The organism is Parasphingorhabdus sp. (assembly GCF_036963805.1).
GTDB lineage: Bacteria > Pseudomonadota > Alphaproteobacteria > Sphingomonadales > Sphingomonadaceae > Parasphingorhabdus.
The window spans coordinates 1,223,030-1,248,768 of record NZ_JBALUN010000001.1 but is presented as its reverse complement, the minus strand read 5'-3'; the positions used below and the strand labels follow the sequence as shown (position 1 = coordinate 1,248,768).

At 54.3% G+C, this 25,739-nt stretch carries 28 protein-coding genes; 13 read left to right on the top strand and 15 right to left on the bottom strand.

The features are described from left to right. The first annotated feature begins 2 nt into the window (after positions 1-2). Together V7676_RS06010 and V7676_RS06005 are read left to right on the top strand one after the other, a co-directional pair. Complete coding sequence (locus tag V7676_RS06010) at positions 3-440, top strand: DUF1330 domain-containing protein (protein ID WP_335658732.1); 438 nt, start codon at positions 3-5, stop codon at positions 438-440. 114 nt (positions 441-554) lie between these two features. Continuing rightward, positions 555-1,313: a hypothetical protein gene (locus V7676_RS06005; RefSeq protein WP_335658731.1), complete on the top strand. Its 759-nt coding sequence runs from the start codon at positions 555-557 to the stop codon at positions 1,311-1,313. Positions 1,314-1,416: 103 nt separating this feature from the next. On the opposite strand, the gene murA is transcribed toward V7676_RS06005, so the two are convergent. The 4 genes from murA to secB all read right to left on the bottom strand — a co-directional run bounded on the left by murA (position 1,417) and on the right by secB (position 5,927). Continuing rightward, entirely contained in the window at positions 1,417-2,700 is a 1,284-nt protein-coding gene (gene murA / locus V7676_RS06000; RefSeq protein ID WP_335658730.1) for a UDP-N-acetylglucosamine 1-carboxyvinyltransferase, read from the bottom strand. A gap of 94 nt (positions 2,701-2,794) precedes the next feature. After that, positions 2,795-3,790 (bottom strand): tryptophan--tRNA ligase, encoded by a 996-nt coding sequence (trpS, locus tag V7676_RS05995; RefSeq protein WP_335658729.1) that lies wholly within the window; start codon positions 3,788-3,790, stop codon positions 2,795-2,797. Between the two features lie 3 nt (positions 3,791-3,793). Continuing rightward, complete coding sequence (gene murJ / locus V7676_RS05990; RefSeq protein ID WP_335658728.1) at positions 3,794-5,386, bottom strand: murein biosynthesis integral membrane protein MurJ; 1,593 nt, start codon at positions 5,384-5,386, stop codon at positions 3,794-3,796. A gap of 28 nt (positions 5,387-5,414) precedes the next feature. Next, entirely contained in the window at positions 5,415-5,927 is a 513-nt protein-coding gene (gene secB / locus V7676_RS05985; protein ID WP_335658727.1) for a protein-export chaperone SecB, read from the bottom strand. Between the two features lie 307 nt (positions 5,928-6,234). Here secB and V7676_RS05980 point away from each other — a divergent pair, with 307 nt between their 5' ends. The 4 genes from V7676_RS05980 to V7676_RS05965 are packed head-to-tail and all read left to right on the top strand — an operon-like array spanning position 6,235 to position 9,551. Then, on the top strand, positions 6,235-6,924 hold the full coding sequence (locus tag V7676_RS05980) for a Tim44/TimA family putative adaptor protein (protein ID WP_335658726.1): 690 nt from the start codon (positions 6,235-6,237) through the stop codon (positions 6,922-6,924). After that, positions 6,914-8,254, top strand: a complete 1,341-nt coding sequence (gene mltA / locus V7676_RS05975; protein WP_335658725.1) for a murein transglycosylase A — start codon at positions 6,914-6,916, stop codon at positions 8,252-8,254. Before V7676_RS05980 ends, mltA begins: the two co-directional genes overlap by 11 nt. A 5-nt stretch (positions 8,255-8,259) precedes the next feature. After that, positions 8,260-8,820: a Smr/MutS family protein gene (locus V7676_RS05970; protein WP_335658724.1), complete on the top strand. Its 561-nt coding sequence runs from the start codon at positions 8,260-8,262 to the stop codon at positions 8,818-8,820. A 20-nt stretch (positions 8,821-8,840) separates the two neighbouring features. Further along, positions 8,841-9,551, top strand: a complete 711-nt coding sequence (locus tag V7676_RS05965; protein ID WP_335658723.1) for a ZIP family metal transporter — start codon at positions 8,841-8,843, stop codon at positions 9,549-9,551. A 3-nt stretch (positions 9,552-9,554) separates the two neighbouring features. Here V7676_RS05965 and dapE read toward each other — a convergent pair whose 3' ends face one another. From dapE to V7676_RS05920, 9 genes are all read right to left on the bottom strand, one after another. Further along, entirely contained in the window at positions 9,555-10,697 is a 1,143-nt protein-coding gene (dapE, locus tag V7676_RS05960) for a succinyl-diaminopimelate desuccinylase (RefSeq protein ID WP_335658722.1), read from the bottom strand. 106 nt (positions 10,698-10,803) lie between these two features. Beyond that, on the bottom strand, positions 10,804-11,469 hold the full coding sequence (locus tag V7676_RS05955) for a glutathione S-transferase family protein (protein WP_335658721.1): 666 nt from the start codon (positions 11,467-11,469) through the stop codon (positions 10,804-10,806). Positions 11,470-11,562: 93 nt separating this feature from the next. Continuing rightward, entirely contained in the window at positions 11,563-12,183 is a 621-nt protein-coding gene (gene yihA, locus V7676_RS05950) for a ribosome biogenesis GTP-binding protein YihA/YsxC (protein WP_442955398.1), read from the bottom strand. 112 nt (positions 12,184-12,295) lie between these two features. Then, a complete protein-coding gene (gene yidC, locus V7676_RS05945; protein WP_335658719.1) occupies positions 12,296-14,167 on the bottom strand; it encodes a membrane protein insertase YidC in 1,872 nt (623 codons plus the stop codon). 64 nt (positions 14,168-14,231) lie between these two features. Beyond that, positions 14,232-14,444 (bottom strand): membrane protein insertion efficiency factor YidD, encoded by a 213-nt coding sequence (gene yidD, locus V7676_RS05940; RefSeq protein ID WP_335658718.1) that lies wholly within the window; start codon positions 14,442-14,444, stop codon positions 14,232-14,234. Between the two features lie 6 nt (positions 14,445-14,450). Then, entirely contained in the window at positions 14,451-14,789 is a 339-nt protein-coding gene (rnpA, locus tag V7676_RS05935; RefSeq protein ID WP_335658717.1) for a ribonuclease P protein component, read from the bottom strand. Between the two features lie 105 nt (positions 14,790-14,894). Then, positions 14,895-15,029 carry a 50S ribosomal protein L34 gene (gene rpmH / locus V7676_RS05930; protein ID WP_335658716.1) on the bottom strand — a complete coding sequence of 45 codons (135 nt, stop codon included), beginning with the start codon at positions 15,027-15,029 and terminating at the stop codon, positions 14,895-14,897. Between the two features lie 127 nt (positions 15,030-15,156). Further along, the gene (locus V7676_RS05925) at positions 15,157-15,483 is read right to left on the bottom strand and encodes a hypothetical protein (protein WP_335658715.1); all 327 of its coding nucleotides are present in this window, start codon (positions 15,481-15,483) and stop codon (positions 15,157-15,159) included. Between the two features lie 164 nt (positions 15,484-15,647). Continuing rightward, on the bottom strand, positions 15,648-16,388 hold the full coding sequence (locus V7676_RS05920; RefSeq protein WP_335658714.1) for a hypothetical protein: 741 nt from the start codon (positions 16,386-16,388) through the stop codon (positions 15,648-15,650). Positions 16,389-16,579: 191 nt separating this feature from the next. Between V7676_RS05920 and V7676_RS05915 the strand changes: the two genes are divergently transcribed. Continuing rightward, positions 16,580-18,088 (top strand): YifB family Mg chelatase-like AAA ATPase, encoded by a 1,509-nt coding sequence (locus V7676_RS05915; RefSeq protein ID WP_335658713.1) that lies wholly within the window; start codon positions 16,580-16,582, stop codon positions 18,086-18,088. A 309-nt stretch (positions 18,089-18,397) separates the two neighbouring features. Here the strand turns inward: V7676_RS05915 and V7676_RS05910 are convergent, their stop codons facing one another. Together V7676_RS05910 and V7676_RS05905 are read right to left on the bottom strand one after the other, a co-directional pair. Beyond that, the gene (locus tag V7676_RS05910) at positions 18,398-18,823 is read right to left on the bottom strand and encodes a bactofilin family protein (protein ID WP_335658712.1); all 426 of its coding nucleotides are present in this window, start codon (positions 18,821-18,823) and stop codon (positions 18,398-18,400) included. Beyond that, complete coding sequence (locus V7676_RS05905) at positions 18,816-20,012, bottom strand: M23 family metallopeptidase (RefSeq protein ID WP_335658711.1); 1,197 nt, start codon at positions 20,010-20,012, stop codon at positions 18,816-18,818. The genes V7676_RS05910 and V7676_RS05905 overlap by 8 nt, the downstream gene beginning before the upstream one ends. 258 nt (positions 20,013-20,270) lie before the next feature. Between V7676_RS05905 and V7676_RS05900 the strand changes: the two genes are divergently transcribed. The 6 genes from V7676_RS05900 to V7676_RS05875 all read left to right on the top strand — a co-directional run bounded on the left by V7676_RS05900 (position 20,271) and on the right by V7676_RS05875 (position 25,733). Next, the gene (locus V7676_RS05900) at positions 20,271-21,524 is read left to right on the top strand and encodes a glutamate-5-semialdehyde dehydrogenase (protein WP_335658710.1); all 1,254 of its coding nucleotides are present in this window, start codon (positions 20,271-20,273) and stop codon (positions 21,522-21,524) included. 10 nt (positions 21,525-21,534) lie between these two features. Then, the gene (locus V7676_RS05895; RefSeq protein ID WP_335658709.1) at positions 21,535-22,176 is read left to right on the top strand and encodes a nicotinate-nucleotide adenylyltransferase; all 642 of its coding nucleotides are present in this window, start codon (positions 21,535-21,537) and stop codon (positions 22,174-22,176) included. Positions 22,177-22,271: 95 nt separating this feature from the next. Next, positions 22,272-22,598 carry a ribosome silencing factor gene (gene rsfS, locus V7676_RS05890; RefSeq protein WP_335658916.1) on the top strand — a complete coding sequence of 109 codons (327 nt, stop codon included), beginning with the start codon at positions 22,272-22,274 and terminating at the stop codon, positions 22,596-22,598. 21 nt (positions 22,599-22,619) lie between these two features. Then, positions 22,620-23,042 (top strand): 23S rRNA (pseudouridine(1915)-N(3))-methyltransferase RlmH, encoded by a 423-nt coding sequence (locus tag V7676_RS05885; protein ID WP_335658708.1) that lies wholly within the window; start codon positions 22,620-22,622, stop codon positions 23,040-23,042. 3 nt (positions 23,043-23,045) lie between these two features. After that, positions 23,046-24,242, top strand: a complete 1,197-nt coding sequence (locus V7676_RS05880) for a murein hydrolase activator EnvC family protein (RefSeq protein WP_335658707.1) — start codon at positions 23,046-23,048, stop codon at positions 24,240-24,242. Between the two features lie 114 nt (positions 24,243-24,356). After that, positions 24,357-25,733: a S41 family peptidase gene (locus V7676_RS05875; protein ID WP_335658706.1), complete on the top strand. Its 1,377-nt coding sequence runs from the start codon at positions 24,357-24,359 to the stop codon at positions 25,731-25,733. The last annotated feature ends 6 nt before the right edge of the window (positions 25,734-25,739 follow it).

The following is a 25,739-nucleotide window of genomic DNA, read 5'->3' as shown; positions in this document are numbered from 1 at the left end:
GCATGGCAGAAAAGCTATATCTCGACCCGACCCGCGAAAGTTTCGACGCGTTCAAGGCATTGCCCCGCGATGTTCCGATTAACATGCTCAACTTAATTCAATTTCATGACCAGGCACAATATCCGGATGATCATCCAAATGGCGCCCTGAGTTGGAGCGGAGCCCGTGCATATGAAGAATATGGCAAAACCAGCGGGCCGATATTTAAACGGGTCGGCGGGATGATTATCTGGCGCGGTAAAATGGAAGCCATGGTAATCGGACCGGATGACACGCAATGGGACAGTTCCTTCATCGCTCGCTACCCCAATAGCGGTGCGTTTATGGAAATGATCACCGACCCGGAATATACAAAGGCCGTGGTCAACCGGCAGGCTGCGGTTTTGACCTCTCGATTGATTCGATATGGTCAACTGGACGGCCCCGATGCTTTTGGATGAGAATCCCAAAATGGGACAAGTGGTTAACGAGAGATTGCCGGCTTAACCATATTCCCTAATAGAATATTAACGCTTTTTGGTGCAATTGTTCGTGCATATTCAGGAGCATATCGCATGAAAAATCTATCCCGTTCCCTCTTGCTCGCAGCGACGGCATTTACCTTGCCGCTGACATTGGCTGCCTGTGGAAGCAATGACAGTAACGAAGCGGAACTGGCGGAACTAGACGATAATCTGACTGCCGACCCGGCGATGAAAGATGCGCTTGAAGGCCAGATATTAGTTGATCCCAATTTGACCGACCAAGCCAATAGCAATGCGATCCGCGGCGCTAATGGCCCGATTGACGGTCAAGTGCCACCCGAGGGCGGGAAGGCCGCGACGACAGCCCAGCTTAAAGGCAAGATGCTCAGCGCGCCCAAACCGCGCAACATGACATCGGATGATGAATGCACCAGCTGTGCCGGTTCCGAAGGGATTACACTGGGCGCGAAAGCCGAAGCCCAGAGCGCCAAGCGTGGCAAAGGCACATGCGACCAGAAGCTCAGCTATGATATGGGTTGGGCCAATCGTATGCCACCGGAATTCCCAGTCTATCCCAAAGCCAATATCAAGGAAGCGGCCGGCGTTGAAGGCGGTTTATGCGACATTCGCGTCGTTAGCTTTTACACAGCAAGTTCGATAAAAAATGTCGTAGACTATTATTACACCCAGGCCAAACGTGGCGGCTATAGCGCAGAATATCTGCTGCGCGGCAGCGAGCATGTTTTGGGTGGGACCCGCGATTCTGATGACGGCGCCTATGTTGTTACGTTGAACAAGCGGCCCAGCGGCGGCACAGTAGTTGATATTGTGGCCAGCAATGGGCGCTAAAATGCTTTAGAGTTTAAACCAGAGTTTACCGAAGCCAGATTTCCGCATTTCACACATCTGGCAGACGAAAAGGGGTCGCTTTTGCGGCCCCTTTTTGTTGTTCCTAGTCGCCGCTGATGCGCTCGATATCTGCGCCGACGGCGGCCAGTTTTTCTTCCAGCCGCTCATAGCCGCGATCCAGATGATAGATGCGTTGCAACTGGGTTTCCCCTTCTGCTGCGAGAGCGGCAATCACCAGACTCATCGATGCGCGTAAATCGGTGGCCATGACCGGTGCACCCGTCAATTTTTTGACGCCGCGCACCACGGCGGTGCGGCCTTTGGTTTCTATGTCCGCTCCCATCCGGTTTAGTTCGGGCACATGCATATAGCGGTTTTCGAAAATCGTTTCGGTCAGCACGCTGGCGCCATCGGCCATGCACAGCATTGCCATAAGCTGCGCCTGCATATCGGTGGCGAGCCCGGGATAAGGGGCTGTTGCCAACGTCAGGGGTTTCAGGACTCCATTGGAGGCTACTTTAATGCCCTTGTTATAGGGTTCGATATGCAATCCGGCGGAGGCTAAGGCCGCCAGAGTCGCTTCCATTTCATCGGCTTTTGCCCCGATCAGATCGACCTCACCTCCCGTTATGCCAACGGCGCAGGCATAGCTGCCCGCTTCAATCCGGTCGGACATAACGCGGTACGTACAACCGTGCAGGCGCTTGACGCCGTGGATGATCAGATCGGACGATCCGATGCCTTCAATCTCTGCGCCCATGGCGACGAGCATATTGCATAGATCAATAATTTCCGGTTCGCGTGCCGCATTTCTGAGGCGGCTTTCTCCATTAGCCAAGACAGCGGCCATTAACGCATTTTCGGTAGCGCCGACGGATACGACCGGAAAGGTAAACTCACCGCCGGGCAGGCCGCCATCGGGCTGCCGTGCGGTGACATAGCCGCTAGTGGTCTCAATCGTGGCACCAAGCGCTTCGATCGCTTTGAGATGCAGGTCAATCGGCCGGTTACCAATGGCACAGCCACCGGGTAGCGACACGCGGCATTCCCCAGCACGGGCGAGTAAAGGCCCCAGCACCAAGATAGAGGCGCGCATCTTGCGGACAATGTCATAAGGCGCTTCGGTCGATGTGATCTTGCCGGCTTTCAGCGTCATCACCCGTCCGAAATCTTCGGGCCGCGCGCCCTCAATCGTGGTTGATACGCCAAGCTGGTTGAGCAAATGCCCGAAACTGTCGACGTCTGCGAGCCTTGGCAGGTTGCGCAGCGTCACCGGTTCGTCGGTTAGCAATGCACAAGGCAGCAAGGTCAAGGCGCTGTTTTTTGCGCCAGAGATCGGAATAGGGCCAGACAGCTTTTTGCCGCCGCGTATCGAGATAATATCCATCGCGATGGTTTAGCGAAATAATGTCGCCGCGCAAGCAGGAGCGTGTTTTACCCCCGTAAAGTTACATACTCGGCAATTATGCTTCTCGTGGAATTCAATCCCTCAATAAACCCAAAGCCGCATAGGCATCGTCCGTTGTGGGTTGCGCGGCTGCTCGTGCACGCTCGGCGCCGTCGCGTAAAATCGCATCAATGGCGCTTTCGTCCTTGCGCAATTCCTCAAACCGCTCACGGATCGGGGAAAGCTTCGACACGGCAAGATCGGCGAGCGCCGGTTTGAACGCACCAAAGCCTTGTCCGGCATATTGGCTCAAAACAGCCTCGGGTGTGGTGTCTTCCAGCGCAGCATAGATGCCGAGCAGGTTTTTGGCTTCGCTCCGTCCTTCCAGATCTTCCCATTTTTCGGGCAAAGGTTCCGCATCAGTGCGGGCCTTTTTAATCTTCTTGGAAATGGTATCGTCATTATCGGTCATATTGATCCGGCTTAAATCGGATGGATCGGATTTTGACATTTTGGCATTGCCGTCGCGGAGCGACATGACGCGTGCAGCTGGGCCAGAAATATAGGGTTCGGGCAGCGTGAATACATCTTTGCCGGTATCGCTGTTAAACTTGGTGGCAATGTCGCGGGCCAGCTCCAAATGCTGTTTCTGATCTTCACCCACCGGAACATGGGTGGCTTGATAGATGAGCACATCTGCGGCCTGTAACACCGGATAGCCATATAATCCCAGCGTCGAACGCTGTTTATGCTTGCCGGATTTTTCCTTAAACTGGGTCATCCGGTCGAGCCACCCCATGGGCGTGTTGCAGATTAACAACCATGCCAGTTCGACATGCTGCGGCACGCGGGCCTGATTAAACAGGATCGACTTTTTGGTATCGACACCAGCGGCGACCAAGGCCGCCGTCATGTCGCGGCAATTGGACGATAATGTCGCCGGATCATTGGGCACTGTAATTGCATGCAAATCGGCGAGGAAGAACAGACATTCCGATTCTTTCTGGAGCTTTACCCAGTTTTTAATCGCGCCCAGATAATTGCCGAGATGGAGATTACCTGTGGGCTGAATGCCCGAAACCGTACGCATGATTTATTTGTCCTCTGTCGAAATTGGTTTTCGTCTGATTAGCGCCACGATCCGCTGCTTATCGACGGCCCCGACCGCGAAGCCGATGACAGCATAGACGGCTCCGCCAACTGTCACAAGTACAGCCAATGACCATATTCGCGACCAGACATCGGCCGAGAAATAAGGGCTCAGCCAGCCCATTAAAAACCATAATATGAGCGCCATCGCAGCGGTTGCGATAAGCTGGCGAAATATCCGTGATGCTAATGCGGCGGTGAAGTGGAAAAAGCCGCGCTTATGGAGAATTGTATAGAGCAAAACGCAGTTGAGAGTGGCCGATACCGCTGTCGCTGCGGCCAGTCCGACAATGCCGTAACCAGCATACATGACGACATAGATATTGAGCGCGATATTGACAATTAGGGCAGCAAGCGCCGTCAATACCGGCGTTTTTGTATCGGATCGCGCAAAAAATCCGGGGATCAGGATTTTAATCACGACATAGGCCGGCAAGCCAGCGACCAGCGCGACAACAATGTTGGACATTAATGCGCCATCAGCAGCGGTAAATTTGCCGCCCACGAAAAAGGCACTGGTAAAAGCCGGAGCGCAGATCGCAAGCGCCGCCGCTGCGGGCAGGGTCAGCAAGGTCGCCATCTCGAAAGCATCGGCTTGCAGGCGCTGCGCGAGTTCCTGATTTTCATTCTGGATGTGGCGGGACAGCATCGGCAGGATCGCAGTGCCCAGCGCGATACCGACAATACCCAAAGGCATTTGGTTCAGGCGGTCGGCCATTTTCAAAAGCGTCAACGATCCTTGCGGCAAAGACGTCGCAAAAAACGTATCGACAAATTGGCTGATCTGGTAAATTCCGGCACCGAATGTCGCTGGCAGGATAACCATGCCTAGCCTCTTGATTTGCGGTGTCAGGCGTGGACGTTTGATCTGCAGCTTTACATCGGCGCGCCGCACCGCCCACCACAGATAAATGAGTTGGACGAGACCCGATAGCGCTACTCCGGCACTTAGAATTTCGACAACTATCACGTCATTATCAGTGTCGCCGCGAACATAATATCCGATCAGTATCGCGCTAATCAGCGTGATGTTGAACAAGACCGGCGCAATAGCGCCCGGTGCAAAACGGGATCGGGCGTTTAACAGGCCCGACAGCATCGCCACCAAACTGATGAAAAACAGATAGGGAAACGTCATCCGGCTGAGGAAAACAGCCAGTTCGAATTTGCCCGGCTGGGATTGGAATTCCGATGCCAGACCATAGACGATCAAAGGCATGGCGAGCATGGCTAGGGCCGAAAAGGCTAGCAAAATCCAAATGAATATCGACAATACGTCGTCGGCAAATTCCTTTGCTCTCGCTTCGCCATCTTCGTCGGCAAGGCGGCGGCTGTACATGGGAACAAACGCTACAGAAAAAGCACCTTCGGCAAAAAGCCGCCGGAATGTATTGGGCAGGGTGAAAGCCAGTTGATAGGCATCTGCCGCGAGTCCTGCGCCCAGTACCCGCGCCAGTAACATGTCACGGACGAAACCGAATATCCGGCTGATGATGGTGAAACCGGCAATCGTTCCGGTATTTTTGATCAGGCTCATGGCTTGCCCCGATCGGACGCCCGGACGTTCAGGCGCTGCCGACGGGTTGTTCGGCAGCCTGCGTTGCTGCCTGTTGTTCGCGTTGCTGCATGTAGAGCGCAGTGAAATCAATCGGCTCTAGCATTAGCGGCTGGAAACCGGCATCCCGCACAGCATCGGAAATAATCGCCCGTGCAAAGGGGAACAGCAAACGGGGGGCTTCAGCAAACAGGAACGGATGCGCTTGATCTTCGGATACGTTGCGCATTCCGAAAAGTCCGCAATACAGCAGTTCGACCTGAAACGCGACGCCCTGGTCTGCCTTGGCGACAACGTCGATTTTCAGTTCGACTTCATGGACTTCGTCAGACACAGGCTTGGAACCGATATTAAATTGAACATCAATTTGCGGTTGGGCTTCCCATTGATACACATCCGGTGCGTTCGGATTTTCTACCGATAAATCTTTCACATATTGCGAAATAACACCAATTTGCGGCTGGGTATCTGCTCCATTGGCTGCCGGATCGGGAGTTGTCACATTACCATTTTCTTCAGCCATTTGGCGCGTCCTTTCGGGAAATTGAATATTTTAGATACGGAGCATGTCACCACGCCCCGTTTGCAGCGCGCCTAGCAGGGGATTGGGGGCAGGGCAATGCTGGAAATAGCTCTGCCTCCCGTCCGGTATAGTAACCGGCGGCGACTTTATTTCGTATGCGGTTATTCATAATCAAACGGCTAAACCGTGCAATATTGGAGATGTATTGGCCTCTATATCTGGTGGATGCTATGCAAAAGAATGGAAAGCCATTTGAAACTGGTGCAGTTCCTGCCTATGTAGGGGGAACTGAGATATTGGAGAAATTGTGACTATCGAGATTGTTTTATTAGCGATGGTGGCTGCTTTTTTGGGCTTGCGCCTCTATTCCGTTTTGGGAAAGCGCACCGGCCATGAGCAGGAGCATACCCCCCGAAATATAGAAAATGGCTTGGATAAGCGTCCTAAGGACCGGAATGCGCGGGATGAAAACCGGGATAGCCCGATTCCTGATATCGTGCCTGCTTCATCTAATCCAGCACCGCAACCGACGATGATTTATGATGCTGCTGCCGAATCGGGCATGCGCTCTATCATCGGCGCGGACCGTAATTTTGATGCCGGACGTTTTGTCGAAGGCGCCAAAGCGGCTTATGGCATGATTTTAGAGGCTTTTTGGAACGGCGATCGCGAACAATTGAAAGAATTGTGCGACGATGACGTCTATGAAAGTTTCGTTTCCGCAATTGATGCGCGGGAGAAAAATGGCGAAGTTCTCGAAAACCGGCTCGTCCGGATCGAAGAGGCGCGGATTGCCGATGCCGATTATGATCGCCGGATAGCGCGGATCACGATGCGTTTCGATGCCGATATTGCGACGGTCGTAAAGGACAAGGAAGGTACGTTAATTGGCGGATCGCTAACCGATGCGGTTGAAACCCATGACGTCTGGACGTTCGTGCGTGACCTTTCCAGTTCGGATCCCAACTGGATTCTTGACGAGACCGATGAAGCCTAGATTGCGGCTGGCGCAAGGCATTACTATTTTTAAAATCGCGGGACTTATCGGCGTCGTGGCGCTGGTTAGCGGCTGTTCAATGTCGATCATTCCCGAAGGCACGGCGCGCGGTGCTCCTGTCGAGCAAGGCGAACGGGTGACGGGTGATGGCTCGTCCCAGTCCCCTCAATCCCAATCTCCTTCCGTATGGCAAACTCCAGTGAAGCAGACGGCGGGAACAGTGGCTGCGGTCACCCCCGGCCAGATTCAATCCCTGTCCGATGACGAAACACGGGCAATCGGGGCAGGCGTTGCTTTGGGCCCCAATATCGCATCACTCAATTTGCAGCGCGATAAAGCCATCGCAGCTCTGCAAGCCTTTCGCACAAGCTGTTCCTCTCTGGTGCGTCGGACAGATAATAGCGGCCTGACGCAGGGCGAAGACTGGCGGCAATCTTGTGATGCCTCCAAAAGCTGGTCTGATAATGACGCGCGGCGGTTCTTTGAAACCCAGTTTGAAGCGGTGCAGGTCGGTGATGGCAAAGCCTTTGCCACCGGATATTTTGAACCGCAGATTAAAGGCTCTCGTGTTCGTACCAATAGCAGTCAGGTTCCGATTTATCGGCGGCCCGCTAATTTGCTCGACGTTGATCTCGGCCAGTTTTCCGACGAACTGAAAGACAAGCGGATCAGGGGCAAGGTCGATGGCACCAAGCTGGTCCCGTTTGAAGAGCGCGCCCAAATTGACGATGGCGCATTGCAGGGCAAGGGCCTCGAAATCGCATGGGCATCCGATTATATCGAATTTTTCTTCCTGCAAGTGCAGGGCTCCGGCCGTGTCGCCATGTCCGATGGTTCGGTGATGCGTATCGGTTATGACGGGCAAAATGGCCGCGATTATACCGGCATCGGACGGGTGATGCGCGAACGCGGGCTGCTCGCCGATGGTAAGACCAATATGCAGGGCATTATCGAATGGCTGCGCGCCCACCCCGAAGAGGGGCGCAAGATCATGCGCGAGAATAAAAGCTATATATTCTTTCGTGAAATCACCGGTCCCGGTCCATTGGGCGCGATGGGCCATCCGGTTGTCGGTCGTACCTCTGTAGCGGCGGATCGCAATTTTGTGCCCTTGGGCGCACCGGTTTTCCTCGATCTGGAACATAATATCGCTGACGGCCTCTGGGTCGCGCAGGATACCGGCGGCGCGATAAAGGGCGCGAACCGGTTTGATACATTCTGGGGCGCGGGTGAAGAAGCAGCACAAATTGCCGGCGGCATGTCATCGCGCGGACAGGCATCGATTTTCTTGCCCAAAGGCAGTGTCGCGCGCTTACTTCGGGGCAACTAGATCGCATGGCAGACCGGCCCCTTACTGCCGGTGAAAAGGCGCTGTGGCAGAAAGTCATCGAAACGGTGAAACCGCTCGATCAAGAGCGTGTGAGCCGCGTGAAGGCCCTCCCCGTGGCAAAGAAACTACCGCCGCAACGCGGGCCAATCACAGCAGAAACATTCGGCGGCATTTCCTCCAAAGCTATTCCATTGCGGGAACAGGTTGCCGTTTCGGATAAAGCGGGACTTGACGGTCATTGGGACCGCCGCCTGAACAAGGGGGTTGTGCGCCCCGATGTGACCATTGATCTCCATGGTTATACGTTATCATCTGCGCACGGACGGCTGGACAGTGCGTTGGAACTTAGCATTGCTGCTGGTCATCGGGCGATCCTGCTGATTACCGGCAAGGCGCGAACCGATGAAGAGCGCCGCCGCGATGGTGGCCGCGGGGCAATTCGCGCGGCGATTTCGGATTGGTTGGCTGCATCGCGCCACGCCTCCCATATAGCCGCTGTTCGGGGCGCCCATCCCCGGCATGGCGGGGCAGGGGCGCTTTATATAATTTTGCGCCGACGGCGGTGACGTAAGGGGGAGTTTAGCCAGTGGTATTGGATATAATCATCATGTCGGCTGCGGCCGGATTTGCCGCTTTTTCGGGATCGCTCTTTGGTTGGTTTGATGAGTCCAATAAAAGCTGGTTGAGCGAGAAATTTCGTCGCACCATCATCGCATTTGGCGGCGGCGCGCTGATCGGCGCAGTCGGTCTGGTGCTGGTTCCCCACGGCATGGAAAGTCAGCCTTTATGGCTGGCGTTGCTAACATTTTTAGGCGGCGGCGCGACCTTTCTATTGATTGACCGGGCATTGGCGCGGCGCGGCACGCCGGTTAGCCAGTTGATCGCCCTCAATCTCGACTTCGTGCCGGAATCCATTGTGCTGGGCGCTGTTATTACCAGCGATTATAACATGGCCTTGTTTCTTGCGGTCATCATAGCGGCGCAAAATCTGCCGGAAGGCTATAATGCCTATCGCGAAATTCGCCATTCGCATGACGGATTTTTAAGCAAACATGTTCTGCAGATCATGGCTTTATGCATCGTGCTAGGCCCGTTCGCTGCCTTGCTCGGTTATTCGCTATTCACGCTTGATAGTTTGCTTCTGGGGTCACTCATGACCTTTTGCGCAGGCGGAATTTTATATCTCGTTTTTGAGGATGTCGCGCCGGAAGCCCATAAGGATGGAGACTGGAAACCGGCTTTCGGTGCCGTCACGGGTTTTGCGGTGGCGCTTATCGGTTTTGGTCTGACCGGCTGAAATTCAGCTTAGCGCTTTCAACACCACCCTGGCATAAATTTCGGAAAGCTGGTTTAAGTCCTCGACCGCTACGGCTTCGTCCAGCTTGTGCATCGTCGCATTGCACAGACCAAATTCGACCACTGGCACGATACGGGACAGGAACCGCGCATCAGAAGTACCGCCGGTCGTTGATAGCTCTGGCTCCACGCCTGTCACTTCGGTAATCGCCTCTGCAATATATCCGGATAATAGACCCGGAGGCGTCAGAAACGGCTCACCGGAAATAATCGGATTCAGTTCCCCGCCATTACGCTCGACAATATCGCGAACCATCGCGCTGAGGCTGTCGCCGCTATGTTGGTCGTTAAAGCGGATGGACAAGCGCCCTTCTGCTTTGGACGGAATCACATTATGCGCGGGATTGCCGACGCTAAGATCGGTAAATTCGATATTGCTCGGCTGAAACCAGTCGGTCCCTTCATCGAGTTGCAATGCGTCAATTTCGCTAAGGATTTTGCCCAATTTGGTAATTGGATTGTCGGCGAGATGGGGATAAGCGACATGGCCCTGTGTGCCGTTGACCGTAATCCACATGTTGACCGAACCACGCCGCCCGATTTTCATCATATCGCCTAGCCGGTTGACCGATGTAGGTTCCCCGACAAGACACAGATCTGGCGTAATGCCGCGTTCGGCCATCAGGTCCATGATTGCGACCGTGCCGAAATAGGCGGGGCCTTCTTCATCGCCGGTGATGATCAGGCTAATCGTGCCGAGGTCGCTTGGCAGGCTGTGCAGTGCGCTCACAAAGGCGGCGATGCTGCCCTTCATATCGACCGCCCCGCGTCCGTGGAGCAAATCGCCTTTCACTTCAGGCACAAACGGATCGCTGGCCCAGCCTTCGCCCGGCGGCACGACGTCAAGATGACCCGCAAAGGAAAAATGGCGGGCGCCTTCCTTGCCCTTGCGAATCGCGAAGAGATTTTCAACGGCTCCGCCTTTTCCTTCGTCTTCGGCGCTGTCGCCTGCGATAAAACGCGACACTTCAAAACCTAGCGGCTCCAGCATGGCTTCCATTGCATCAAACACAGCGCCGGTCGCGGGTGTTATGCTGGGGCAGGCGATCAGGCGTTTGGCTAGTGCAAGGGGGCTAGTATCGGTCATTATAAATACTCGTCATCCTGAACTTGTTTCAGGATCTCTTGGAACATGCCTATGGGAATTTAGATCCTGAAACAAGTTCAGGATGACGAAGGGAAGGGGACAACCCTCACTCCGTAAAGGGCTGTTCCAACCGTTCAATCACCCAAGGTTCTTCTTCGGCCGCTTCCATCCATTCGACCATCCACTCATGGCCAAGCATTGTTTCCATATAGGATTGGGCAAAGCCGGGGACGTGAATGCCATAGGTTTGAAAACGCGATATGACCGGCGCGTACATGATATCGACCGCGCCAAATGTACCGAATAGATATGGCCCGCCGCGTCCAAAACGCGCGCGTGCCTGTGCCCATAGCTGCATGATACGCGCTGCATCATGCAGCACTTCCGGTGATAGCTGCAAGCCTTCGTAACGCTTGCGCGTGTTCATCGGGCATTGTTTGCGCAGCGCCATGAAACCGCTGTGCATTTCCGCGGCCATGGAACGGGCCATCCCGCGTGCGGTTTCGTCTTTGGGCCAGAATCGGTCGCGATGGGTTTTGTCCGCCAGCCAGTCGATAATAGCCAAACTGTCCCAGATCACGGTTTCGCCATCCCATAATATCGGAACCTTACCGCCCGAGGGGGCAAAATTTTCCGTCACCCGCATATCGTCCCAATCTTCGCCAAAAAGCGGGACAGTCAGCTCTTCGAAAGAAAGGCCGGATTGTTTGCAGGCAAGCCATCCACGCATGGACCAGCTGGAATAGGCTTTGTTTCCGATTATCAGTTTCATCAAAACACCTTAGCTTCATCGCCATGGCAGTGAAAGCCGGAATTTTCGTAAAGTGCGCAGGCCCATGAAGAGGGAGCGAATAGGGACGAATAGCTATATCTGAACGGCCTCGAGAACTGCCATGCGAAGCTCGTCTATGCCTTGTTTTTTCTCCGAAGACGTCAAGATTAATTCGGGGTGGGCCGCCGGATGCTTCTTGGCAGCGGCGAGCACTTTTTCCATCGTCGCTTCCAATTCGGTGGCCTTCACCTTATCCGTCTTGGTCATCACGATCCGGTAACTGACAGCCGCTTTGTCGAGCATGGTCAGGAATTCTTCATCGGTCGTCTTGATCCCATGCCGGCTGTCGATCAGAACAAAAGTGCGTTTCAACACTTGCCTTCCGCGCAGATAATCGTTGATCAGATAGCGCCATTTCTGCACGATTTTGGGCGGTGCTTTCGCAAAGCCATAGCCCGGCATATCGCAAATCCGGAAAATCAGGGGGTCGCCAATATCGAAAAAGTTCAGCTCTTGCGTCCGCCCCGGCGTATTGGATGTCCGCGCCAAGCCATTGCGGTTCGTCAACGCATTGATCAGCGATGACTTGCCGACATTGGACCGGCCCACAAAGGCGATTTCCGGCACGGTTGGATTGGGCAAAAATTCAAGGTGCGGTGCCGATTTCAGAAAAGAAATCGGGCCGGAGAATAATTTGGGATGCAATGGTTTCATAATATTATAGCTCGTCATGCCGAACTTGATTCAGCATCATGGTTTTGGCTGTGACAGCCGCTCTGGATCCTGAATCAAGTGCAGGATGACGAAACCAGAGCGTCTGCCTCGCCTAATTTGTTTCGGCTGCTTTGTCGTCTGCGGCCTTTTTCGCCTTGTCCTCGGCATCCTTGGCCATCTGCTCTTTCAGCTGTGGATGACGTGAATAGAGCCATTTCTGCTGTGCAATGGTCAGGACGTTGGACACGGTCCAATATAGTTGCAGACCAGCGGCAAACGGCGCCATGATAAACACCAATATCCACGGCATCAGACCGAAAATCTGTTGCTGCATCGGGTCCATTTGTTGCGGATTCAGTTTGAACTGGAAATGCATGGTGATGCCCATCAGGATTGGCAAAATACCAACCGCAAGGAAGCTTGGCGGATCGAACGGGATCATACCGAAAAGATTGATCGGCGTCATCGGGTCCGGTGCGGACAAATCTTTAATCCAGAATATAAAGGGCTGGTGCCGCATTTCAATCGACAGCATGAGCACTTTATAAAGTGCGAAGAAGATCGGGATTTGCAGGAAGATCGGCAGACAACCGGCCAGTGGATTGACCTTCTCGTCCTTATACAGCTTCATAATTTCTTGCTGCTGCTTTTGCTTGTCTTCTTTGTGCTTTTCCTGAATTTTCTTCATTTTCGGCTGCACGGCGCGCATCTGGGCCATGGACTTAAATTGCTTCTGCGCAATCGGGTACATGACGCCGCGTACGATGAAGGTCATCACGATGATCGCGACACCGAAATTGCCGAATAGTTTGAACAGCCAGTTTAGCAGATAGAATAGAGGTTTTTCAAACCAGTAGAACCAGCCCCAGTCGATGGCACGGTCGAGCAGCGTGATATTATATTGCTCTTTATAGGTATCGAGTAACGCGGTTTCCTTGGCGCCTGCGAACAAGCGGGTGGTTGTTTTTAGAACTTTGCCGGGGGCAATGACCTGCGCATCTTCGCGGGCAAATTCTGCCTGGAAAACATCGTTAGCGCCGCTGCGGAATTTGCCGACGACTTTGGGGTTATTCACAGGAATAATCGCGCCGAGCCAATATTTGTCGCTAAAGCCAAGCCAGCTCACATCTTTATGGAAGCTATTGGTTCCGGCCTCTGCCGTGGCTCCAAACATGCTGGAAAAAAAGCCCGGCTCTTCACCGGCTAGATTTTTATAATCGATATCATAATTGGCAGCGCCGTCGAAAACACCAACAGGGCCGATATGGATCGTGAAGCTACTCGCTTCGCCGTGCGGAACATTTTTGAGATCGCGGGTCCGGTTAATCAAGCTATAGGGTTTTAGCGCAACCGGGTTTTGGCCGCGATTGGTGATGCTTTGTTCAGCGGTGATCAGATAATCTTTATCGATGGAAAGCGTGATGGCAAAAGTCTGTCCGGTTTCATTGGACCAGCTTAATGTCAAAGGCGTTTCGGGCGTCAGCTTGCCCTGGTCGGCATTCCATACCGTGTTGTCATCAGGCAATTTCACGCCGTCTCCGGCCCAGCCAAAGCGGCTGAAATAGGCATGTTCCGTACCGGAGGGTGCAAAGAGCCGCACGGGCGGGCTGTCTTTGGCCAGTTCCGTTGTATGATCGGTGAGCGTCAGGTCATCGAGCCGTGCGCCCTTAAGGTTGATCGAACCCTTGAGCCGCGGCGTTTCAATCGCGATGCGGGGATTTTCAGCCAGAACAACGGGCAGTTTGCGGATTTTGCCGGTTGCGGCATCCGCGCCGATCGTGGCCGAGCCTGCAGACGTTGCGGCGGTGGGCGCAAGGCCACCGGTTTGAGCATCAGCCTTGCCGGCAGCGGTCTTTTCAGACTGCTCCACCGCTTCATTCTTGTTCACCATATCAGGGAAAAATGTTTCCATCACCAAAGGCCAGCCAAAAAGGATGATGCCGGTGAGCAGGACCGCCATGATGATATTACGCTTGTCGTCCACAATAATTCCTAAAATCTGGTCTTAAAGATCGGTGCTACACCGGTTGAAACAGGTGTTTGAGAGGTCAGGGAACCGGATCATAGCCCGAGCCCCCCCAAGGATGACAGCGCAATAGCCGTTTAACAGCCAGCCAGCCACCCTTAATTGCACCGTGTTTTTCTATCGCTTCGATTGCGTAAGCAGAACAGGTCGGGGCATAGCGGCAGGTCGGCGGTAAAATTTTTGACGGGCCCCATTGCCAGCATCGTGCGATAAATATGAAAACGGCTTTAAGCATGGGATATCATAGCTTTTTAGCCAGATATTTCAGCGCTTTTTCAAGTTCTGCTTTCATCACGGCGAAATCCCGTTCCTTGGGTTCTTTGCGGCCGATCATGATATGGTCCGCGCCCTCTATCCCATATTGCGGGAGCAGTTCGGCCAATAATGCACGAAACCGGCGCTTCATTCGATTGCGCGTGACGGCATTGCCGATTTTCTTGGTCACGGTAATGCCAAAGCGAGCGGTGTCGGGATTGATGGGATGCTCTGCTCGGCGTTTATGGGCGAGCAGAATGAAGCTAGGGCTTACGAATCGCTTGCCGCGATTCGCTGCCAGAAAATCCGGTCGTTTCCGAATCACTTCTATAGAAGAAATCGACTGTGCTCGCTGTGAGTCAGCCGAAGGGACAGTTGATTCCGTCACTGTTCACCCGTCGACACGCTCGGGGTGAGCGCAAGTCGTGGTTTAGGCAGAAAGCTTCTTGCGGCCACGCGAACGGCGGGCAGCCAATACTTTGCGGCCTCCGACAGTTGCTTTGCGGGCGCGGAAACCGTGGCGCCGTTTACGGACCAGACAGCTAGGTTGAAATGTGCGCTTCATCGCGTTTATCCTACGTAAAAATTTCGATAAAAAAGGCCGCTAAAAGCTGCGGCCACCTCGTTGTTGCTGCGGATAAGTGTGCAGCCGCAGAAAGTCAAGCGTTAGCCCGAGGGTAGAAGCAATAATTTCAGCTTTCCGATTTGGTTTTGACCTTTCCGAATATCGGCAGCTCAAAATTATCGGGCAGCTTCTTGTGACGCTTCCGCCGCATTGCCCAGTCTGTCCATTGGCCGTAATGCGGGAAACGCCGCTTGAAATCGACGTACCGCTTCTTTGCTGTGCGGGAATTTTGTAGGACAAGTGCCAGCCCCAGCGGAAACATGATAATGAAACCCGGACCGGGCAGCGCGCCAATAATGGGCGATAATAACATGAGCAGGAAACCGAGCATCGTGAGTGCGAATCGCGACCCCGATGTGTATCTCCATCGCTTCTTAGCCTGTTTATCGTCCATATCCGGTTTCATAAGCCCTATGTGATGCGTCGCAGCATGACTCACAAGTCAGACCGTCGACGAAATCATTCTTCCGGTCGAATAACTTATAATCTGTGGATATATTATGAATGAAAGGCGCTTGCGGGACGCGAATCGCGCCCGTCGTCAGCGACACCGTGTGTTTAATGCAACAGTTGAAAGCGCGCGAGATCGGTGCGGGACAGCTTTAGCTGCTCGGAAAAGGGCACGCTGTTGGTCAGCGCGTAAAAATCGCGTGCCTTGTCAACGGGGATACCCATTTCCGCATAATAGTTGAGATATTCGGCATGAACCGGGTCTTGGGGCGGATAGTCATTGGCCTCCAGCCCGTCTTCATCGATCCAGCTATGAACGACAAATTCTGCACCGCTATCTGCTGTGTGGCGTACGCCCGAAAGAAATAGCTCGACCGCGCCCGACCGTATCGATCCGCGTGCGGGCACATGGGTGCTGATCCCGGCCCTACGGATTTGGCGAGCGAGGTTCAGATTGGCTTCTTCATCCACCGATCCGTCACAATCGATCATCTCGATTCGTTTGATGCCGGGATAATGGCGTAGCATCTGTTGAAATAGCGCCGGTGAATTGCTGTCGACCGTGCCGGACATTTCCACCATATTGGCCGAAATCACCCGAAAAGGACCATAGCTTGCTTGCGCAGGACGGGCTGACCAGATGGCCTGTTGTTCCGGATCGATAATTTCATATTCGAATGATTCGAAGGTCTCTGTAACCGTATAGCTGCTATCGGACGCTTTGGCCTGTTCTACCGGCGAAAGAAACAGCGCGAATGCCGCAAAAATTGTGACCCAAAGGCCAAGGCTTATGCCTTGTTCTGCAGGCTGCTGATCGGGCGCTGCATATAGTTTAGGTCCGCTATCCATCGAACGCTTATGTCAAACAGCAATTGACAAATAGTAGAAGCGATTGGTTGGCAGAAAATTAACCAACAACCGGCGTGGAATCCGGTAATCTAGCGGTTTTTGACGGTTCCGGCCAAGCTGTGCTTCCCGCTCGACTCCGGTCATTGGCCTTGTCACTGTCGCGGGCTTGATAGCAATTCGGGGCGTTGTACATGGTAGCACTGGTGTCCACTGTGGCCTTTTTGGGGCTGGAAGCGCGCGGGGTTGAGGTACAATGCCAAGTTGCACCGGGACTGCCGGCTTTCACCATTGTAGGCCTGCCTGACAAAGCGGTCGCCGAAAGCCGGGAACGGGTGCGGGCAGCCATAGCGTCGCTGGGATTATCACTGCCGCCCAAGCGGATCACGATCAACTTGTCGCCAGCGGATTTACCAAAAATAGGGTCGCATTACGACCTGCCCATTGCTTTGGCTTTACTGGGGGCCATGGCGATTATTGATGCCGAAACCTTGGCCAGCTATGTCGTTGTCGGGGAGCTGTCTTTGGATGGGCGGCTGGCCGCGACTCCCGGCGTTTTGCTGGCGGCGCTTCATGCATCGGCGGAAAATCTGGGGCTGATATGTCCCGCTTTGCAGGGGCCAGAGGCGGCGTGGGCCGGAGATGTAGAGGTGCTTGCCCCGCCGGATTTGCTCGCGCTGCTCAACCATTTCAAAGGCCAGTCCATTTTGACACCGCCCGATACAGGCGCCGCGCCAGAGCCGGTCTATGGGCCTGATCTGAAAAGCGTAAAGGGACAGGAAACGGCGAAACGCGCTTTGGAAGTGGCGGCGGCGGGTGGCCATAATCTGCTGATGAACGGTCCGCCGGGATCGGGAAAGTCGCTATTGGCCTCTTGTTTGCCGGGTATCCTGCCGCCCTTGTCACCGGCGGAGGCCTTGGAAGTATCGATGGTGGCGAGTGTGGCCGGGACGTTGGAAGGCGGCCAGATGAGCCGACAGCGCCCTTTTCGCGCCCCCCATCACAGCGCATCGATGGCGGCGCTGGTCGGCGGCGGGCTGAAAGTCCGGCCGGGAGAGGTTAGTCTGGCCCATATGGGCGTATTATTTCTCGACGAATTGCCGGAATTTCAACGCGCCGTGCTGGATTCCCTGCGCCAACCGCTGGAAACCGGACAGGTCAGTGTGGCGCGGGCCAATGCCCATGTCATATTTCCTGCGCGCGTGCAGATGGTAGCTGCGATGAACCCGTGCCGTTGCGGCCATTTGGGCGATGCCGCGCTTGCTTGTTCGCGCGCGCCGCGATGTGCCGCAGACTATCAGGCGAAAGTATCAGGGCCGCTGCTCGACCGAATTGATCTGCATATCGAGGTTGAGGCCCTGTCTGCCAGTGATCTTACGATGCGGTCGTCGGCGGAAGCCTCCCACGCCGTAGCCGCCCGAGTCGCCAAGGCGCGGCGGATGCAGAGCCAACGCTATGCCGATATCAATGCGCGTACGAATTGCGAGATTGATGGCGATACACTGGAAAAATATGCGACGCCGGATGCGCCGGGACAGCAGTTATTAGGCCAAGCGGCCGCATCCATGCGCCTCTCTGCACGCGGCTATACCAGAGTATTGCGCGTATCTCGCACCATTGCCGATCTGGCCGGTGCGTCCAATATCGGACGGGCGCATGTGGCGGAAGCACTGAGCTATCGGCGGCAAGCGCCGCGCAATTAAGTTGCTGGATAGGGCTAGGAAAGTCGCTTTCCTACAGATGGCGCGATATGATATTTTCGCGCCGTTCTTTCTCAGTTTTTAGTAAGATCTGCGCTTCCGTGGCCCGCTATTTGGTATGGCCGAAAATGTTAAATTTCTCTGCACCGAGGGGGTGTGGTTTGTGTGGCCTTTGACGCAAATCAAAGGTTCCGTGGAGTGAAGAATGTGAAGCATCAAACTTTTCACACGAAGGAGTTTTGCGTTCAGACATGACTAATTACCACTCCAATGGAGGAGTGTGCTTATGCAAAAATTCGACGGGAACAGGCTTTATAAGGCTGCTTGATCGTTTGCGGTCAGCTCCAGCGGCAAGGATTTTCTCGCCATATCGACCGTTGTCTTCGCCAGATTCGGTGATTTTGCGCTCTTATGCTTGAACTTGCCGTCCACATGACCGCCTTGTTCAATGGTAACATTTTCATAAGTTACATCACCGCCAATACGGGCGCTTGAGCTGATGACCAGATCACCGGCCTCGATCGAACCTTCTACTGCGCCGGACAGGCTGGCATTCTGGGCGATAATCGCGCCTTGAATCTTGCTCGATGGACCTTGAACCAATGACAGGCATCTGATGTCGCCAATGACTTCACCATCAATATGCAGATCAACCTTTGCGTCGATATTACCGGTAATGACTATGCCGTCTCCGATGATGGAGAAGCTTGATCCGCCTGAGGCGTTGCTTCTAGCCACGGCCGGAGCCTGACTTTTCGGTACGCTTTTTTGGGGTGTCGGCTCGCTGACGGGCGACGGCTTGGACCTTGAGAACATCTGTATTCGCCTCCAGAAAGGGTCGTGGGTTGACTGCGACATTGTTGAGCCGCACTTCAAAATGAAGATGGGTGCCGGTCGAACGTCCGGTGCTTCCCATTGCCCCGACTTGTAATCCCTGTTTTACCTTTTGGCCAGTGGTGACATTAATTTTGGAAAGATGCGCATAACGCGTCATCAGGCCGTTGCCATGCGTGATTTCGACGGTGTTGCCATAGCCTGATTTCCAGCCTGCGTGGGTAATCTTGCCCCGTGCAGCGGCTAGGATAGGTTCGCCGTAAGACCCTCTGAAATCAATGCCGCTATGCATCGCCCCGGCACCCGTAAAGGGATCGCGGCGATAGCCATAATTGCTGGTCATCGAACTGGTATCGGCTGGCATAGCAGATGGGATCGTCAGCAATGTCCGTTCGAGTTGGTCCATCCGCAACAGGGCATTGTTGAGCCGTTCCAGCGTGGGATGAAGTTCGGTTTCGTCATCACCGAAAAAGGGAATATAGGGACCACCGACCGCCTCGTTGGATGTTGCTGTCAACGTAGCGGGGTTCAGGCCGAATTTCCGGATTGCAGCTTCGGCGCGGGCGGTGCGCTTCATCGCTGCACGGGTTAATGTGTGAGCAAAGGCAATCTGGCGGGCTTCCAATTTTGCTAAAATTCCCGCTTCCGGAAAGGCGGCGCTGATTTTCTTGGTATTTTCGGACAGTTTCTTCTCTGCCTCGGTCAAGATATCGGCGCCGTCACTTGTTTCTTCGCCGATAAATTGCTGTGTAATCTGCTCCATCGCATCTTGCCGCGCGATCAGATCCTTTGCGACATCGTCAATAGAGTTTTTATAGGCGGCAACACGGCCTTCGCTGCTATTTACCGCCGCTTCTTTTTCCGCGAGCGCCGTCCGTTCGCCCGACACAGTCCACTGGCTGACCATCATCGCCAAGGTGACGACAAGCCACAGGCCAATTACGGTACCGGCAATGATCGCGGCGCGTTTCTGCGATTTTCTTGTAATAGTGATAAACCGAATCTGTCCATCGGAACGCATAAAAAATTCGCGATCTGTGAACATATGATCCAGCCGGGCGAAGAGCCCTAGCTTGGCATTTTGATTTTGCATGACCCGATTACTCTGAAACTAATCCCCAAAAAGGGAGCTAGCAGAGAGGCGCTAGTGGCGCGAATCGAGTCGCAGCGACTCGTGACGAATCGAAACAGAGATGGGATGAACTGCTAAATTCATGTAAAATTAACTGACAATAGGCCGGTCTTTCGAGTCGTTTTGTGCGATTTATCACTTTTGGCGAAGTTATTTTCTGCGGGGGATCGAGTCCGTTTTTTGCTTATCGGGAAGCCATAGCCATGCTAGCAGACCCGTATGAATGAACATGAAAAAAATATGACAGAAATGGGCCAGCGAGCGAGAGCCGCTTTTTCCCAATTATCGGCAGCGACGAGTGAACAAAAGGCGATGGCCTTGACAGCAGCAGCGTCTCAACTACGTGAGAGTCAATCCGAAATTCTCGCTGCAAATGCCAAGGATATGGACAATGGCCGCACCAATGGCCTGAGTGATGCGATGCTCGACCGGTTGATGATTGATGCACAGCGGCTTGACGCCATTGCGTCTGCAGTGGAGCAAGTGGCGGCTTTGCCGGACCCTGTTGGCGTGATTATCGACCGGACGGAGCGACCCAATGGCCTGATTATGGAACGGGTGCGGGTTCCCCTTGGCGTCATTGGAATTATCTATGAAAGCCGCCCTAATGTGACGGCCGACGCAGCGGCCTTGGCACTTCGGTCCGGCAATGCCGTGATCCTTCGCGGGGGTTCAGAGGCGATTGAAAGCAATCGGGCCATTCATAAGGCGATGGTTGCCGGTGTTGCAACGGTTGGCCTGCCGGAACATGCGATTCAATTGGTCCAGACGACGGATCGCTCCGCCGTTGGTGCAATGCTGAAAGCCTCTGGTTTGATCGATATCATTATCCCGCGCGGCGGCAAGTCGCTGGTCGCACGGGTGCAGGAAGAGGCCCGCGTGCCGGTGCTCGCGCACCTTGATGGCATCAACCATACCTATATCGGAAAGGCGGCTGATCCCGCCAAAGCAGAGGCCATTGCGGTCAACGCCAAAATGCGGCGCACCGGTGTCTGCGGTGCAATGGAAACACTGCTGATCGATCAGGATTATCCAGCGCCCGGCCCGTTGATTCGCGCGTTAATTGAAGCGGGCTGTGAAGTGCGCGGCGATGATGCGATCATGGAATTGGACCCGCGCACGGTATCCGCAGAAATGGAAGATTGGGATACGGAATATCTTGCTCCGATCGTTTCGGTACGGATGGTTGGGGGCGTGGATGAGGCGCTTGCACATATTGCAGAACATGGATCCCATCATACGGATGTCGTGGTGACCGAAGATGAAGCCTTGGCGAATCAGTTCATCCAGCGCGCCGATAGCGCGATTGTCATGTGGAATGCCTCCAGCCAGTTTGCAGATGGTGGTGAATTTGGACTGGGCGCAGAAATTGGCATTTCTACGGGCCGTTTGCATGCGCGCGGTCCTGTCGCACTCGAAGGATTGACCACCTATAAATGGGTGGTGCGCGGAACCGGACAAGTTCGACCTTGAGTCTGGGATTTTGAAGACAACGGGCCTTCTTGGCGGGTCTTTTAACCCCGCCCACGGCGCGCATCGGTCGATCAGCCTGTTTGCGATCGAGCAATTGGCGCTGGAAGAACTATGGTGGTTGGTGTCTCCGGGCAATCCTCTGAAAAAGGGGGCGAAAGATATGGCGCCGTTAAATGCACGGCTCGCATCAGCGCAAAAAATGGCGCGAAATAGCCCTATTCGGCCGACCGCTATTGAGCAGCAACTGGGTACTAGTTACACTTATGATACGCTGCGCGCACTGGTCCGGCGCTATCCGAAACGGCAGTTTCTGTGGATCATGGGGGCGGACAATCTGGCCCAGTTTCATCGCTGGAAAGACTGGCGAAAAATAGCATGTTTATTGCCGATTGCAGTTATTGCTCGTCCCGGCTATGATGATGATGCTTTTGCGGCACCCGCAATGGCATGGCTCCGGCGCTCCGTCCGGCCTGCGAGCCAGCGGATGAACTGGACTAACTGGAGTACGCCAGCGCTGACATTCTTGCGCTATCGTCCCGACCCCCGCTCAGCCACCGCGATCCGGATGGCTAGGCCCCATTGGCACAATCAATATGCTAATCGCTGCGTTCGCGACGCAGTGACACATAAATTGGTTTGCCAGACAGATTGATAGGATTTGAATTGACGAAACCGAAAACCAAAGCGCTGACATCCGCTACTTCCAAAGAAGGAAAAGCCGAATCAGATGCCCTTCATGCGCTGGTAATGAAATCGCTCGATGACGATCAGGCGCAGGATATTGTGTCGATTGCACTGGAAGGCAAAAGCAATATTGCCGACCATATGGTGATCGCCGAAGGCCGTTCGACTCGGCAAGTTGCGTCGATGGCGCAAAAATTGGCAGAACGTGTCAAACAAGCGGGCGGTGAAGCGCGGATCGAAGGTCTGGCGAATGCCGATTGGGTGTTGATCGATACCGGCGATGTGATTGTTCATCTATTCCGCCCCGAAGTGCGTACTTTCTATAATCTGGAGCGCATGTGGGCGGTCGGTGAAGACGATACACCGGATGCCGAGGCTGCAGAAGCCTAAGCCGGGAGTCTTTCATCTAACATGAGGCTCCATATTATCGCTCGCGGAAAAATTGGCCGTAGTCCTGAGCAGGAGCTGGTGGATCGCTATGTCAAACGCATCAATTGGGATGTGAAGCTGAGCGAACTGCCAGAGCAGGGCGGCAAGAGTCCGAAGATTAGCGACCAGACGAAGATCATCGCTCTCGATGAAACCGGCGAAAATTGGACCAGCAAGGCATTTGCTGATGTCCTGAGCAATTGGCGTGATAATGGTGTGCGGGAGGCGCGTTTCCTGATCGGCGCCGCCGATGGACTGTCGAACGAAGAGCGCAGCAGCGCTGACCATTTCTTTTCCTTTGGCAAAGCGACCTGGCCGCATCTCATGGCCCGCGCGATGCTGGCCGAACAATTGTTTCGGGCCACGGCGATTATCGCCAACCATCCTTATCATCGCGAAGGATAGGCGATGTTGCGCTGGTTTACCCCCTTTGGTTTGCTTGCGGGACTAGGCGCATTTTACGCTGTCGCGCTACCGGCGCAAACGAGCGGGCCTTCTTTAGCAGAAGAACAGCGGGCGCTGGTTTCAGCACGTGAACAATCCGATAAAGCCCAGCAACGCGGCGACGCATTGCGCCGCCAAGCGGAAGCGGCGACAAATGAAGCCGACCGTATTGCGGGTCAGGCTGCGTCTTTGGCCGCACGCATACAGGCGGCCGAGGCGGACATCCGAGCCGCGCGCTCACGTATTGCGATAGTAGAGCGGTTACAAGAGCGCCAGCGCACCCGGCTGGCTGAAAAACAGGGTCCGGTGGTACGTCTGACCGCAGCTTTGCAGATGATGACGCGCAAGCCCACTGCGCTGGCTTTGGTCGAACCACGATCGCTCAACGAACTCATCTATATCCGTTCCATCATGTCGACGGTGATACCCGAAATCGAACGGCGCACCGCCAGTCTGAGGCGAGAGGTGCAGCAGGGGGAAAAGCTGCGCGCCCAATCAAGGCGCGCCATTGCCTCGTTAAACGAAAGCCAGCAGCGCTTGGGACAACGGCGCAAGCAATTGGCAGGTCTGGAAGCCAGTGAGCGGATTCAGGCCGGCCAATTTTCCGACAGCGCCGGTTTGGAGCAGGACCGTGCATTGGCCTTGGGTGAAGAAACCCGCGATATACTGGACCTGATGGACCAGATCCGCGAAAGCGGCACGGTCCGCGAATCGCTTGCTATGTTGGATGGGCCGTTATTGCGGCCCAATCAAAAAGGTGATGCGCCAGTTCGGAATGGGGCGCGCAAAAGAGATGTTGCCAGTGCCTACCGCCTACCTGTTATCGGTGATATTGTGACTGGACTAGGGGAACTGTCCGACAGCGGCTATCGCTCTCGCGGGCTCACCATATCGGTAGAACCCGATGCCCAGATTGTGGCCCCGGCGGCAGGCCGGATCGTTTTCTCCGGACCCTATCGGGGTTACGGGAATATCCTGATCATCGAGCATGATGCAGCCTGGACCAGTCTGATTACTAATATGGCGACCAGCAGTGCAGAAGTCGGTGATATGGTGGTACAGGGCGCTCCGGTCGGGCGGTCGGGCAGAGATGACCCGCACGTGACTGTAGAATTACGCCGTAATGGCCGACCGATTGATATCGCCGCCCTAGTAGGGTGAAATATGACGTTCATCGATAGCGCACGTCATATTTCGTTAAGGTGCTTGGCTTTACAGGTGATTCAGGCCTATATTTGATATTTGAGACATATTTAGACATACAGGACATTCCCGATGAAAAAGCCCTTCTTACAGGCAACCGCTCTTGTTTTGACCGTGGCGCTTTTACCAGCAACCACGGCCGCCATCTCTGCCGTCGATGCCGATACATATCGCGAGATGGAACAGTTTATGAGCGTGTTCGACCGGGTACGGACCGACTATGTCGATCAAGTCGATGATGCAGACCTTATCAAGGGGGCCATTAACGGTATGCTGGCGAGCCTTGATCCGCATAGCAGCTTTTTGGATGCCCGCGATTTTGAAAATATGCGGACCCAAACAGACGGCAACTATGGCGGCCTCGGTCTCTCTGTGACCATGGAAGATGGCGCGGTGAAGGTGATCGCACCGTTTAAGGATACGCCGGCTGATCAAGCGGGCGTGAAGGCGGGCGATTATATTACCCATATCAACGGATCGCTTATCTATGGCGGGTCGCTTGATGAAGCGGTAGAGGAAATGCGCGGCAAACCCGGATCGCCGATCAGCCTGACGATTGTCCGGCCGGGCCGCGACAAGCCGTTTGATGTAACGATGAAGCGGGCAATTATTGATCTGAAGCCCGTGACTTGGGAAGTGAAAGGCAATGTGGGTGTGATCAGCATCGCTAGCTTCTCCAACGACACCGGCGCGGATGTTACCGCAGCGATACTTGGTATCGACAAGTCCCTGGGCAAAAAACCTTTAGGCTATATTCTGGATATGCGGTCCAACCCTGGCGGCTTGCTGGATGAAGCGGTCAACGTCTCTGACGTGTTCCTGTCGCGCGGTGAAATTGTTTCCCAGCGCGGGCGCGGTAAATCCGACATTGAACGCTATTTTGCCAAAAATGGCGATGCGGCCAACGGCCTTCCCGTCATTGTTCTCATTGATGCGGGTTCAGCTTCGGCTTCCGAGATTGTTGCGGGCGCTTTGCAGGATCATCATCGCGGTTTGGTGATGGGTGAGCGCAGCTTTGGTAAGGGGTCGGTCCAGACCTTGTTGCCATTGTCCAATACATCGGCTTTGCGCCTGACCACAGCGCGCTATTATACGCCATCTGGCAAATCAGTGCAGGAAGGCGGCATTGAACCTGATATCATGGTGCCGCAGCTATCTGACCCTGATTATAAAACCCGTCCGCGCTTTCGCGAATCCGATCTGCGCAAGCATTTGATCAACGAAGTGAATCTGGAAGATGAGGTTCTGGAAGAAGATGGCAAGGATGATCCGCGGTTCAAGCAGACGGCCGAAGAACTGAAAGAAAAGGGCATTGAGGATTTTCAACTCCACTATGCCTTGCAAACTATCGGTCGTTTGGGGCCAGAGGGTTTGAAAGTGGCCATGAACAAGGCTGCAAACAAATCGGGGGCAAAAAAGCCAGTAAAACCGGCAACAACTAAAAATTAGGACGCC